Genomic DNA, 12,539 nt, shown 5'->3' on the forward strand with positions numbered 1-12,539 from the left:
AACGCTTGCCTTGCCGCGCGGCAAGCTGATAGACCATGGTGAGTGCAGCGTGCGAGCTGCATCACCCGCACCCAGGTCTCAGCCTCTTTACCCGGCTCCCCCTTCGGGATCCACCCTCAAATGCAACGTGCACCCTCTGGAGCGCACTGCTTTTGAATCGTTCCAACCGACCGGGCTGCGTTGCTACCGCTCATCGAAGGAGATGTCCGTGAACCAACCCCCGCAACCTATCCTCCAAACCCTGGAAGGCCCGCCACGGCGACGACGCCTTGCCGCTTCCGGCGCCAAGGCCGCCACCGCAGCCATCGCCTCGGCTGCCATAGCCTTCACCGGCCTCCCCGCTGTCCATGCGAACACCGCCCTGCCGCCTGTGGGAAGCGGGTTCAAGTTCGACTTCGGTCCCGGGGCAACGGCGGCCGGCTATACGCATGTGGATGCCGGCACGCAGTACTCCGCAGCAGGAAAGTTCGGCTTTGCGGACACTGCCGCCACCTCCGGCGCGGACCGCGGCACTGGCGACGCTCTCCGTTCCGACTTCGTGCTGGCCCAGGGCAGCACCTTCCTCGTGGACCTTCCGAACGGCGATTACACGGTCAAGCTGATAGCCGGCGACGCCGTGGAAGCAACCAACATCGCCATCACAGCGGAGAAAATGGCCAAGGTCCAGCTCACGGACAAGCCTGCCGGCCAGTACCTGGAGATGGAGTTCCCCATTTCACTGGTGGACGGCCAGCTGAACCTCGACTTCAGCGGTAGCGCGGCCAAAATCAACTCGCTGGTCATCGCCGCGCGGGCCCCCCGCACCGCCACCAGCGATCCCGGCGTCTACCTTGCTGGCGACTCGACGGTCCAGACCTACGATCCCGGCTACGTCCCGCAGGCGGGCTGGGGCCAGATGATCGACCGCTACTTCGACGGCGCCGTGACCTTCCGAAACCACGCCATCGGCGGCAGGAGCTCGAAGAACTTCATCAGCCAGGGACGCCTGGACGAAATCCTCCGCGTCATCAACCCCGGCGACTACCTGATGGTCCAGTTCGGCCACAATGACGCCACCATCGGCGTGGATGACCGGTATGCGTCTCCCGCCGACTACAAGGAATACCTCCGCACCTACGTCCATGGCGCCCGCCAGCGCGGTGCAACCCCCATCCTGGTGACGCCGGTGGGCCGCCGCGACTACGACGAGGCCACGGGCAAATTCCGCGTCAGCTTCCCCGAATACGTTGCCAAGATGCAGGAGCTTGCAGCCGAGGAAAACGTGGCCCTGGTGGACCTCTCCGCCTCAAGCCGTGCGTACTACGACCAGATCGGCCCCGAGGACACCAAGTCCGTCTTCCTCCATGTTGATGCCGGCGTATACCCCAACCGGCCCACTGGCACTGTGGACAACACCCACTTCCAGGAATATGGCGCCATCCAGATCGCCCGCCTGGTCGCCGGCGGCGTGAAGAGCCTGAACCTGCCCCTGGCCACGCGCGTCCGGGAGGTGGCGCCGCCGTCGTCCGTTCCCGCAAAGCCGCTGGGACTGGTGGCGGGCAGCATCTCCAATGCCGGGGCACTGCTCAAATGGCAGCCGGTGGAAGGTGCCGACATCTACAAGGTGTACCGCAAGCTGGCCGACGAACCCGACAGCTCGTACCAGCTCACCACCACCGCCACCGTTCCCACCGCCAACCTGGCCGGACTTGCCGAAGGCACGGCCTACAGCGTCCGGGTGGCCGCGATGAACGGCAAGGGCCTGTCTGAGCCCAGCGACGCACTGGCCCTGACCACCAAAAAGGCGAAGTACAAGTTCGACTTCGGCCCGGTGGGGGCACCGGTGGAAGCAGGCTACACCGAGGTGAACCGGACCATGGCCTACACCCCGGAGCGGACGTTCGGCTTCAAGGACACCTCCGTCCTCAGCGACCGCGACCGAGGTGCCGTGACCAGCAACCTCCTCCGGGACTTCGTCCTGAGCGGCAGTAGCTTTGAGTTCCGGCTGGACGTCCCCAACGGCACCTACGCCCTGAAGACATACCACAGCGACTGGATCGGCTCCACCCGGACGGACGTTGCTGCCGAAGGCATCCCGTTCGGGCAGGTATCCTCCGGTAGGGAATCCTCCGCCACCAAGATCATCAACCAGGTCCTGGTCTCTGACGGGCAGCTGAACCTGGCCATCAGCGGCTCGGGCCAGCGGCTCAACGGCCTCGAGGTCACCCCGCTGCTGGTCGGGCCCACCAACCTGCGCACCACTGCAGTGAACGCCGCCGCAGACCCCGCCACCGTGGACCTTGCCTGGGATCCGGTGGCCGACGCCGCGAGCTACAAGGTGTTCCGGCAGGCCTCCTTCGAGACCGAGCCCCAGCTGGTGGCTGAAAACGTGGCGGCTCCGGCCTTCCAGGACACCACCGCCTTCCCGGGGCTCTCCTACAAGTACTTCGTGACCGCCCTGGACAGCACCGGCCTTGAGTCGGTCCGCTCCAACACCGCGGAGACCGCGCTGGTTGATCCGGCCACCCCGGTCCCGGCTGCCACCGCCAAGGTGGACATCAAGGCAGTGGAGAAGACCAGCGTCACCCTCAAATGGCAGAAGGTGGCCGACGCCGCCGCCTACCAGATCTACCGCTCCACCTCGCCGGACGGGCCCTTCGAGTACGTCGGCCGCGCGTCCGAGGTGAACTTCACGGACTACACCGTGCTGACCACCATCAGGTACTACTACCGGGTGACCACCGTCAACAAGGGCGGCGAGTCGCTCCCCTCCCCCGTGATCGGCACGGAAAAGGTCACGGTGGTCAACCGGCAGATGGAGCAGATTGACCGTGCTCCCGTGGCACTCCTGACCGAGGGCGGTGTACGGGTGGGCTGGCGCATGCTGGGCCTGGACCCGGAGCAGATTGGGTTCCACGTGATCCGCGATGGCGTGCAGCTCACCGAGGAGCCCATCCGCAACAGCACCACCTTCCTTGACCCGGCCGGGACGGCCGCTTCCCGCTACGCCATCAAGGCCGTTGGCGCCGGTGGGGACCAGCTGACCGCGGAGTTCACGCCGCTGGCGCAGGACTACCTTGCCGTGAAGCTTGACAAACCGGCTGACGACTACACCAAAGACGGGCAGCCCTACACCTACTCCGCCGGTGACGCGAGCGTCGCGGACCTGGACGGGGACGGCACGTACGAAATCATCCAGATGTGGTCCCCGTCCAATTCCAAGGACAACTCGCAGGCGGGCTACACCGGCACGGTCTACGTGGACGCCTACCGGATGGACGGCACCAGGCTCTGGCGGATCAACATGGGACCGAACATCCGTGCCGGGGCGCACTACACCCAGCTCCTGGCGTACGACTTCGACGGCGACGGCAAGGCCGAAGTGGCCATGAAGACCGCGGACGGAACGCGTGACGGCGCCGGAACGGTCATCGGCAACGGCGGCGCCGACTACCGGAACAGCAGCGGCTATGTGCTCACCGGCCCGGAGTTCCTCACCGTCTTCCATGGCGCCACCGGCACCGTGATGGACACCGTGGCCTACGACCCGCCGCGCGGGGATGTGGGGGCATGGGGCGATACCTACGGCAACCGCGTGGACCGGTTCCTGGGTGCCGTGGCCTACCTGGACGGCGAACGCCCGTCCATGATGTTCAGCCGCGGCTACTACACCCGCGCAGTCTTGGCCGCCTACGACCTTGTGGGCGGCAAGATCACCAAACGCTGGATCTTCGACTCTGACGCCAGCGGGGCGCAGTACCGCGGACAGGGCAACCACAATATGTCCGTTGCCGACGTGGACGCGGACGGCAAGGACGAGTTCGTCTTCGGTTCCATGACCATCGACGACAACGGCAAGCCGCTCTACACCACCGGCCTGGGCCACGGCGACGCCATCCACACCAGCGATTTCGACCCGTCCCGCCCGGGGCTGGAGACCTTTGCAGCCCACGAGGACATGGGATCCAGCGGCAACCGGGGCGCCACCTTCCGCGACTCGAAGACCGGCACTGTCCTGTGGAGCATTCCTGCGGTCAAGGACACCGGTCGGGCTGCAATGGGCGACATCGATCCCCGCCACCCCGGCGCCGAGGGCTGGGCCATTGGCGGGGACGCCGCGTGGAATTCCCCCGTCGGCCAGCTCCGCTCCGCCAGGGGTGAGCTGATTGCCGAAAAGATTCCTGCGGCCAACTTCCTGGCCTGGTGGGACGGCGACCTGCTCCGTGAGATCGTCGACCACGACTGGGACGCCACCACAAGCACCGGAACGCCCAGCGTCGCCAAGTGGAACTGGCAGGCCGCAACAAGCGAACGGCTGCTGACCGCAACGGGTGCAAAGTCGAACAACAGCACCAAGGGCACGCCTGCCATCCAGGCCGACCTGCTGGGTGACTGGCGCGAGGAAATCGCCTGGCCTTCAGCTGACAGCACCGAATTGCGGATCTACACCACCACGGCGGGCACGGACATCCGGCTCCGGACCCTGATGCACGATCCGGTGTACCGCCTGTCCGTGGCGCGGGAGAACATCTCCTACAACCAGCCGCCGCACCCGGGCTTCTTCATCGGTGAAGGAATGGGTCTTCCTGCCCAGCCGGACATCGTGTACACCCACGCCGGCTAGGGGGTTCCGCGACGCTGCCCCGTCCGCCTTTCCGGCGGGCGGGGCAGCGTCGTGTTTCGCCCCCAACCCGCCGGTAACCGGGGGCGTCAGTATGATCGCACCATGACTGCGACCGGCACTTCGAACTCCGTGACCCTGCGCTTCCTGGCCGCTCCGATGGATGTGGGCCACAGCGGCTCGGTGGATGCGGGGACAGTCCTGGAGTGGGTGGACAAGGCCGCCTATGCTGCGGCGGTGGGTTGGGCCAAGTCCTACTGCGTCACCGCCTACGTCGGAAACATCCATTTCGCGGACCCCGTGAACAGCGGCGATATGGTGGAGGTGGAAGCCACCATCGTGTACACCGGCCGGTCCTCCATGCATATCCGCACCGTGGTTTCCTCCGGGGATCCCAAGGGCGGGCCCGCCACCATGCGCAGCCAGTGCATGGTGATCTTCGTGGCGGTGGGCGAGGACGGCAAACCCATTCCCGTGCGGCAGTTCGAGCCCGCCACACCCGCCGAGATCGAGCAGCGCGACCACGCCCTGGCCCGCATCAAGGTCCGTGAACAGATTGTGGAAGCTATGAACCGGCAGGAATATACCGATGCCGGTACGGCCGAACGGGTGACCCTGCGGTTCATGGCGGCCCCCACCGACGTGAACTGGGGCGGCAAGGTCCACGGCGGCATCGTGATGAAGTGGATCGACGAGGCCGCTTATGTCTGCGCGTCCCGCTACTGCGGCAGGGACACCGTGGCGGTGTTCTCCGGCGGCGTGCGCTTCTACCGGCCGCTGCTGATCGGACACGTGGTGGAGGTGGAGGCCCGGCTGGTCTACACCGGGACCAAGGGCATGCACGTTGCCGTCCACGTCAGGTCCGGCGACCCCAAGGGCGGCGAGCTGAACCTCACCACCTACTGCCTCACCGTCATGGTGGCGCGCGACGCCGAGGGCAACTCCGTGCCTGTCCCCACGTGGGTGCCGGTCAGCGAGGAGGACAAGAGACTGCACGCGCATGCGCGCGAGCTGCTGGAGATCCGGGGCACCGCCCCTGGAAACCGGCTGCCGAACCACCTGCTTGAGCAGGCCGAGGCGCGCCGCCTGGCCGGACAGGATGCCGGGCAGGCCGCTCCGGCCTGACGCCTTTGCTAGAAGCCGCCGCCGCCGGCGTCGGCCGCCATGTTCGCGAACCGCGAGTAGTGGCCCTGGAAGGCGACCACAATGTCCTTCGTCGGGCCGTTACGGTGCTTGGCCACCAGGATGTCCGCTTCGCCGGCGCGCGGTGATTCCTTGTCGTAGACGTCCTCGCGGTGGAGCAGGATCACCATGTCGGCATCCTGCTCAATGGAACCTGACTCTCGAAGATCCGAAACCATGGGGCGCTTGTCCTGCCGCTGTTCAGACCCACGGTTGAGCTGGGACAGGGCAATGACGGGGACCTCGAGTTCCTTGGCGAGCAGCTTGAGGGCACGCGAGAATTCGGACACTTCCTGCTGACGGGATTCCACTTTCTTGCCGGAGCTCATGAGCTGCAGGTAGTCCAGGATGACGAGCTTGAGGTTGTGCTGCTGCTTGAGGCGGCGGCACTTGGCGCGGATTTCCATCAGGGACATGTTAGGGCTGTCATCGATGAAGAGCGGTGCGTCGTTCATCCGGCCCATCGTGGTGGCGATCTTGGACCACTGCTCGTCCTTGATGGTCCCCTTGCGGAGGTCCTGCAGGCCGATGGTGGCTTCCGCCGAGAGGAGTCGCATGGCGATCTCGTTCCGGCCCATTTCGAGCGAGAACATGACCGTTGCCAGGTTGTTCTTGATGGCCGCGGAACGGGCGAAATCCAGCGCGAAGGTGGACTTACCGACGGCGGGCCGGGCAGCGATCACGATCATCTGCCCGGGGTGGAGGCCGTGGGTGAGTTCGTCAAGCTCATAGAATCCGGTGGGGACGCCGGTCATGCCCTCCCCGCGGTGCCCGGACGCCTCAATCTCGTCCACGGTGGACTCCATGACGTCCTTGAGCACCACATAGTCCTCGGCCGTCCGGCGCTCAGCCACCGCGTAGACCTCAGCCTGCGCCTGGTTGACCAGCTCCTCCACCTCGCCATCGGAGCCGTAGCCCAGCTGGACGATCTTGGTGCCGGCATTCACGAGGCGCCGCAGGACGGCGCGTTCTGCCACGATCTCGGCGTAATACCCGGCATTGGCCGCCGTGGGAACGGTCTGGATCAGTTCATGGAGGTAGGCCGGGCCGCCAATCCTGTTGATCTCGCCACGCTTAGTCAGCTCGTCCGAGACAGTCACTGCGTCCGCGGGCTCACCCCGGCCGTAGAGGTCGATGATGGCTTCGTAAATGGTTTCGTGGGCCGGACGGTAGAAGTCCTGGCCCCGGAGGATCTCCACCACGTCAGCAATGGCATCTTTGGACAGCATCATGCCGCCAAGAACCGACTGCTCGGCGGCGATGTCCTGGGGAGGCTTTCGGCTGGAGTCTGATCCGCGGGTAGTCTCTACCGGGTCCAGTTGCGCGATTGACAAAGCTGCCGTCCTCCATCTGTACCGGGACATGGATTGCCCGGTGGTTACTGTCCTGTTTGAGGCTCACCCGGAAAAGTCCGTGCCCAGCCACCTGTCCAGTTCTACCGGCGGGGTCCGACAATGCTGCCGCCAACCGAAAAGCAGGTGTTTGGGAGTTATCCCCACTGTCCACAGGTTTTCCACAGAGGCCTCTCCTGAGGACAGTTACTGGCCGCAGTTTGGACTTTCGTCCCTAATGCCGGAACCATTTCATACCCTCACAACAGGTACTCCGCTACGCTAGCCCCCCGGGCCCGGGCCGCAAAGCCGGCAGGCCGGACAGACTGTGGATAACCTGTGCACTGAGGGGCATAGCTTGTGCACAGCCTGTGTGAAAGCCTGTGGAAAGAAAAAAACTTTTGTCCCCTAAGTGCCTCTGACCTGCGAAAACAATACGTTCAGTCTGTGGAGTAAATATTTCTTCTGTGGAATTTCATCCACAGAACCCGCCGCTTCGCCTGGGCCTGGGGGTGAACAAACGATTCCAGTGACACTCGCCACGTGCAGCAAGTGGCGCTTCTCATATTCCCCTTTCGGCCCTTCCGCTACTCCCCGCCGCACTGTATGCCCCCGCGTGAATATTGCTGTGGATAACGTGGATCTGGCATAAGCTCTAGGTATGGGCGAACTGCTGCTGGTGCTTCTGCCGGCAATTGTCCTGGTGGCGCTCCTTTGGGGTCTTTTCACCGCCCTGAGCCCCCGGGACTCCGGCATCTCCGACGCGGAAAAATATCAGCGCGACCTTGCCGAACGTTCGGCCCGGCACTATGCAGCACAGGTCGAAGCGGCCACCGCTGCCCGTGCCCGGCTGGAGGGGAAGACGCGCCATGGCCAGAACGCTGCACAGCAGGATGCAGGCAAACAAATCTGGCACCGGCCAGGAAACACATAGAAGGCTTTAGAACAATGGAATCGCTTGTGGTCCCTGTCCTTATCCTCCTGGCAGTAGTGGCTGGAGTCATTCTTGCCATGCGCGCTTTTGGGAAACGCAAGGCAGCACATCCGGCCGCCACTCCGCAGCCCGCGGCGTCCTCCGCCGAGCTTGCCCGTGCAGCTGCAGCCAAGCTCTCGGAGGACGAGCACCGGCGGCTCTACGCCCTCATCGCCCAGGGGCAGGCCATGGCCGCCATCAAGCTGTACTACGAGGCCACCGGCGACGGATTGCGCGCCTCCCGCGATGCGGTGGGTGCACTGGCCGCACACCCGCAGCCCTACCGGAGCCCGGAAGCCGCCGCCCAGGAGCCTGACGAAGACGACGACGACGAGCCGCAGCGGTTCCCCTACCGCTACCGCGCCATTGTGAGCAAAGGCGACGTCACCCGCGAGGTCAGCAGCAACATGCTTAACGACGAGATCTACGGCAGGATCCGCACCCTGGCACGGAACGGTGATACGGAGGCGGCTGCCATGGCATTGACCCGCCACTCGGATATTTCCATTAAGCAGGCCCGGGAGTTCATCGAACTGCTCGACGATTAAGGCTCCGGGCTAGAAATCGAACAGATCCCCCAGCCAGCCTTCCTTCTTCTTATGCCGGCGGTCGTAGTCCCGGTCATACCCTTGCTTGCCGTATTTCCGGTCGTCATATCGGGGCTGCTCACGCCCCGGCTGGAAGTTGGGATAGAGCGGCGGCGGTGTGGGGCCTGAGGCGGAGGGTGCCGGCCGGGCAGGCGCCGTGCCGGGCATCAGGTCCGCGGCCCGGTCCAGGATCTTGTCCAGCTCGCCACGGTCCAGCCAGACCCCACGGCACTGCGGACAGTAGTCAATTTCCACCCCGCTGCGCTCGGTCATCAGCAGGTCTACGGAATCCACAGGGCATTTCATATCCGGCACAACGACCGGCTGTCCCTGAAAGTTCGCTGTGTCCGGTTTCAGCGGTTGCCCGAAATGCCTGCCAGCAGTTGCTCGAAGGGGAGGGAATGCAGCGGGGAGGGCTTGCGGCCGGGCTGGGTGCCGGTCAGCAGTCCGGCGAACTCGCCGGCAGCACGGTCAATCCTCTCCGCGAGGGAGGAGCCGCCGTCGTCCACCGTTCCCCAGTCCTGCGGACCTGCGAAGACGCCCGTGGCGGCCATCCGCATCCGCAGGTAGCTGAACAGCGGACGCATGGCGTAGTCCAGGACCATCTGGTGGCGGTCACTGCCGCCGGTGGCGCCCAGCAGGACCGCCTTGCCGTCCAGGGATTTGGGGTCAAGAACGTCAATGAATGACTTGAACAGGCCACTGTAGGACGCACTGAATACGGGGCTTACTGCGATCAGTCCATCAGATGCTTCCACGCCCGCAATGACTTCCGCCAGGCGCGGAGCGGGGTAACCGGTCACGAAGTTGTTGGCGATGTCCACCGCCAGGTCGCGGAGTTCCACGACGTCCACCGTCACGTCGTACCCGGCCGCCGAGAGCTGCCGCTCCGCCGAAGCTGCCAGCTGGTCAGCAAGCAGGCGGCTCGACGACGGGACGCCGAGTCCCGCGGAAAGAACTGTGATGCGGCGGGTTTCCATGGCATTTCTCCTGTTGCTCGTTCATTCACCATACATGCATTTGCATCTAAATGGTGAACCGTGGGATTCCCGCGCGTATTCCCGCGGCCCCTTCTGGCCGCGGGGCTACAGGAGTACCGAGCCGCGGATGCAGGTGCTGGAGTTGCCCCCGATCCAGGTTTCTCCGCCTCCGGCCGTGACATGGATGCGTCCGGCACGGCCCAGGACGGTCCCCTGTGCGGCCACGTATTCCTCCGGGGCCCGGCCACTGGCGATCAACCATTGCGCCGCACCCGCATTGAAGCTGCCGGTAACGGGATCCTCCACCATCGCGTCCCCGGGAATGAAGGTACGGACTTCAAAGTCGACGTCCGCGCCCGGCCGGTGCGGCGCCACCACGCCCACCTTCAAATCACCCATCAGCACCAGATCGGGCTCCAGCGCAAGCACCTGGGCTGCAGAAGCCAGCAGCACGCCGATCCATTCCGGCCCGTTCACCAGCCAGGAAGCGTCGAGGATGTCTTCGTGCGCCAGGCGCAGTGCCGCCGCCAACTGCTGCCTGGTGGGTCCATCCACCGGACCAAAGCGGGTCAGTGGCGGAGCGGCAAAAGCCAGCCGGCCGCCGTCGTTCTTTATCCGGACCAAACCCGCCCCGCACTCCTGCACCAAACTGCCGGCCGACTTCGGCACTCCACCGGCCTCCAGCCAGGCGTGGGCCGAGCCCAGCGTCGGGTGCCCGGCAAAGGGAAACTCCTCGCTGCCGGTGAAGATCCGTACCCGGTAGTCAGCCCGGGGATCCGTTGGGGGCAGCAGGAAGGTGGTCTCGGACAGGTTGGTCCAGTTGGCAAAGTGCTGCATCTGGCTTCCGGTGAGGCCCTCCGCGTCAAGGACAACGGCCAGCGGATTGCCCCGGTACGCCCGGTCAGAGAAGACATCAACCTGGTGGAAGGGGCGCGGCCGCATGGTTTCGATAGTCACCGCTGCATGCTAGCAGCAGTGCTGGCAGGGCACTGGCGACCGCCACGTCATGGCCGAACTGCACAGCCCCTGAAACAAAGCAAAAGACCCCCGCCGCCGGAATCCGGCGACGGGGGTCCTTTAAGTGCAGTCCGTGACTACTTCCCCGCAACTACGTCGAGTTCGATCACTGCGGCAACGTCGTCGTGCAGACGGACGTTGGCCTGGTAGGAACCGACCGACTTGATGTGGACGGGCAGTTCAACCTTGCGCTTGTCGATGCTGCCCAGGCCTGCGGCCTCAACAGCGTTGGCGACGTCGGCCTGCTTGACCGTGCCGAACAGGCGTCCGGTTTCGCCGGCCTTGACGACGAGCTGAACCGGCTTGGACTGCAGTGCAGCGGCCTGCTTCTGAGCGTCTTCCAGGGAAGCGTGCTCGCGGGCGGCGCGGGCGGCCTTGATGGACTCAACCTGCTTCTCGCCACCGTTCGACCAGGTCAGGGCGAAGTTACGGGGCAGCAGGTAGTTACGTGCGTAACCGTCCTTGACCTCGACAACGTCGCCAGCAGCACCGAGACCGGTTACTTCGTGGGTCAGAATGAGCTTTGCCATGTTAGTTAATCCCTTCCTTAGCCGCGGCCAGCGCCGGAGTAAGGCAGCAGAGCAACTTCGCGGGCGTTCTTGATTGCCTGTGCGATCTTGCGCTGTTCCTGGACCGTGACGCCGGTGACGCGACGGGCGCGGATCTTTCCGCGGTCGGAGATGAACTTGCGCAGCAATGCTACGTCCTTGTAGTCGATGACAGTGATGTCAGCGGCCTTCAAGGGGTTGGACTTTGGTTTGGGCTTACGGAGTTCAGCCTTAGCCATCGTGGAGCTCCTATTCTAGGGAGCCCGTGGATGTTGATCCACGGGATGGTGGTGGTCCGGCAGCGGCATCCGCGCAAGTGCCGAAGGCACTTTTTGCGGTCCCGGCATCGGACCTTTATTGGTTGTTAGAAGGGAGGTTCGGAATCGGGGCCGTTGCCCCAGCCGCCCGCGTTGGAGACGCCGGGCGTAGCCCAGGGGTCATCCTGCGCAGCCTGCTGGTTGCCGCCGCCCCAGCCTCCACCGGAGTTGCCGCCCTGGCTTCCGCCAGAGTTGCCGCCTCCGAAGCCACCGCCGCTGTTGCCGCCACCAAAGCCGCCGCCCTGACCGCCGGAGCGCTGGGTGCGGTTGACCTTGGCATTGGCATAGCGCAGGCTGGGGCCGATTTCGTCGACCTCAAGCTCAATAACGGTGCGCTTTTCGCCTTCTTTGGTTTCGTAGGAACGGCTCTTCAAACGGCCGGTAACGATGACGCGCATGCCCTTGGTAAGGGACTCGGCAACGTTTTCGGCTGCTTCACGCCAGACGGCGGCGCGGAGGAACAGGGTTTCCCCGTCCTTCCACTCGTTGGACTGGCGATCAAAGGTGCGCGGGGTGGAAGCGATGGTGAAGTTCGCTACTGCCGAACCGGACGGTGTGAACCGCAATTCCGGGTCATTGGTGAGGTTACCGATGACCGTAATGGTGGTTTCGCCTGCCATCTACTGCCTCCTTGTTCGATCCTGGGTGAAGAGTTCGTTTCCTGCGGGGTAAAGAATGAAAATCGGTGCTGAAATTACTCAGCAACAACCTTCTGCTCTTCGGGGCGGGTGATCTTGGTGCGCATGATGGTCTCGTTAAGAGACAGCTGGCGGTCAAGTTCCTTGGCGGTTTCCGGCTTGGCGGTGAAGTTCACCACGGCGTAGATACCTTCGGACTTCTTCTTGATGTCGTAAGCCAGACGGCGACGGCCCCAGATGTCAACCTTTTCGATGGTTCCACCATCGTTGGTGATGACATTCAGGAACTTCTGAAGCGACGGCTCAACGGTACGCTCTTCGACCTCGGGGTCGATGATTACCATCAATTCGTAAGGACGCATATGT

General features: G+C 64.4%; 12 protein-coding genes. 4 read left to right on the top strand and 8 right to left on the bottom strand.

The window, feature by feature from the left end:
* Window positions 1-202 precede the first annotated feature (202 nt).
* Together AC5RU7_RS09030 and AC5RU7_RS09035 are read left to right on the top strand one after the other, a co-directional pair.
* Window positions 203-4,603 (top strand): rhamnogalacturonan lyase family protein, encoded by a 4,401-nt coding sequence (locus AC5RU7_RS09030; RefSeq protein WP_494051965.1) that lies wholly within the window; start codon window positions 203-205, stop codon window positions 4,601-4,603.
* Window positions 4,604-4,705: 102 nt separating this feature from the next.
* On the top strand, window positions 4,706-5,725 hold the full coding sequence (locus tag AC5RU7_RS09035; RefSeq protein ID WP_494011443.1) for an acyl-CoA thioesterase: 1,020 nt from the start codon (window positions 4,706-4,708) through the stop codon (window positions 5,723-5,725).
* Window positions 5,726-5,733: 8 nt separating this feature from the next.
* On the opposite strand, the gene dnaB is transcribed toward AC5RU7_RS09035, so the two are convergent.
* A complete protein-coding gene (gene dnaB, locus AC5RU7_RS09040; protein ID WP_009357077.1) occupies window positions 5,734-7,116 on the bottom strand; it encodes a replicative DNA helicase in 1,383 nt (460 codons plus the stop codon).
* A 658-nt stretch (window positions 7,117-7,774) separates the two neighbouring features.
* Between dnaB and AC5RU7_RS09045 the strand changes: the two genes are divergently transcribed.
* Window positions 7,775-8,047: a hypothetical protein gene (locus tag AC5RU7_RS09045; protein ID WP_494011442.1), complete on the top strand. Its 273-nt coding sequence runs from the start codon at window positions 7,775-7,777 to the stop codon at window positions 8,045-8,047.
* Window positions 8,048-8,061: 14 nt separating this feature from the next.
* Window positions 8,062-8,634: a hypothetical protein gene (locus AC5RU7_RS09050; RefSeq protein WP_494051966.1), complete on the top strand. Its 573-nt coding sequence runs from the start codon at window positions 8,062-8,064 to the stop codon at window positions 8,632-8,634.
* Between the two features lie 9 nt (window positions 8,635-8,643).
* Here AC5RU7_RS09050 and AC5RU7_RS09055 read toward each other — a convergent pair whose 3' ends face one another.
* The 7 genes from AC5RU7_RS09055 to rpsF all read right to left on the bottom strand — a co-directional run bounded on the left by AC5RU7_RS09055 (window position 8,644) and on the right by rpsF (window position 12,535).
* Complete coding sequence (locus AC5RU7_RS09055; protein ID WP_494011440.1) at window positions 8,644-8,967, bottom strand: TFIIB-type zinc ribbon-containing protein; 324 nt, start codon at window positions 8,965-8,967, stop codon at window positions 8,644-8,646.
* 59 nt (window positions 8,968-9,026) lie between these two features.
* Window positions 9,027-9,653 (bottom strand): FMN reductase, encoded by a 627-nt coding sequence (locus AC5RU7_RS09060; protein ID WP_494011439.1) that lies wholly within the window; start codon window positions 9,651-9,653, stop codon window positions 9,027-9,029.
* A 105-nt stretch (window positions 9,654-9,758) separates the two neighbouring features.
* Window positions 9,759-10,610 carry a PhzF family phenazine biosynthesis protein gene (locus AC5RU7_RS09065; RefSeq protein ID WP_494011438.1) on the bottom strand — a complete coding sequence of 284 codons (852 nt, stop codon included), beginning with the start codon at window positions 10,608-10,610 and terminating at the stop codon, window positions 9,759-9,761.
* 137 nt (window positions 10,611-10,747) lie between these two features.
* Window positions 10,748-11,200 (bottom strand): 50S ribosomal protein L9, encoded by a 453-nt coding sequence (rplI, locus tag AC5RU7_RS09070; protein ID WP_494051967.1) that lies wholly within the window; start codon window positions 11,198-11,200, stop codon window positions 10,748-10,750.
* Between the two features lie 17 nt (window positions 11,201-11,217).
* Window positions 11,218-11,457 carry a 30S ribosomal protein S18 gene (gene rpsR / locus AC5RU7_RS09075; protein ID WP_003800144.1) on the bottom strand — a complete coding sequence of 80 codons (240 nt, stop codon included), beginning with the start codon at window positions 11,455-11,457 and terminating at the stop codon, window positions 11,218-11,220.
* 125 nt (window positions 11,458-11,582) lie between these two features.
* On the bottom strand, window positions 11,583-12,155 hold the full coding sequence (locus AC5RU7_RS09080; RefSeq protein ID WP_009357084.1) for a single-stranded DNA-binding protein: 573 nt from the start codon (window positions 12,153-12,155) through the stop codon (window positions 11,583-11,585).
* Between the two features lie 74 nt (window positions 12,156-12,229).
* The gene (gene rpsF / locus AC5RU7_RS09085) at window positions 12,230-12,535 is read right to left on the bottom strand and encodes a 30S ribosomal protein S6 (protein WP_015939036.1); all 306 of its coding nucleotides are present in this window, start codon (window positions 12,533-12,535) and stop codon (window positions 12,230-12,232) included.
* Between the last annotated feature and the right edge of the window lie 4 nt (window positions 12,536-12,539).

This window comes from Arthrobacter sp. K410C, from assembly GCF_059090105.1.

What these genes read in the sequence shown, in the direction of transcription:
- AC5RU7_RS09080 (WP_009357084.1), bottom strand. Translation starts at nt 12,155, where the DNA reads ATGGCAGGCGAAACCACCATTACGGTCATCGGTAACCTCACCAATGAC.
- AC5RU7_RS09045 (WP_494011442.1), top strand. Translation starts at nt 7,775, where the DNA reads ATGGGCGAACTGCTGCTGGTGCTTCTGCCGGCAATTGTCCTGGTGGCG.
- rplI (WP_494051967.1), bottom strand. Translation starts at nt 11,200, where the DNA reads ATGGCAAAGCTCATTCTGACCCACGAAGTAACCGGTCTCGGTGCTGCT.
- rpsF (WP_015939036.1), bottom strand. Translation starts at nt 12,535, where the DNA reads ATGCGTCCTTACGAATTGATGGTAATCATCGACCCCGAGGTCGAAGAG.
- AC5RU7_RS09060 (WP_494011439.1), bottom strand. Translation starts at nt 9,653, where the DNA reads ATGGAAACCCGCCGCATCACAGTTCTTTCCGCGGGACTCGGCGTCCCG.
- AC5RU7_RS09050 (WP_494051966.1), top strand. Translation starts at nt 8,062, where the DNA reads ATGGAATCGCTTGTGGTCCCTGTCCTTATCCTCCTGGCAGTAGTGGCT.
- AC5RU7_RS09035 (WP_494011443.1), top strand. Translation starts at nt 4,706, where the DNA reads ATGACTGCGACCGGCACTTCGAACTCCGTGACCCTGCGCTTCCTGGCC.
- rpsR (WP_003800144.1), bottom strand. Translation starts at nt 11,457, where the DNA reads ATGGCTAAGGCTGAACTCCGTAAGCCCAAACCAAAGTCCAACCCCTTG.
- AC5RU7_RS09030 (WP_494051965.1), top strand. Translation starts at nt 203, where the DNA reads ATGTCCGTGAACCAACCCCCGCAACCTATCCTCCAAACCCTGGAAGGC.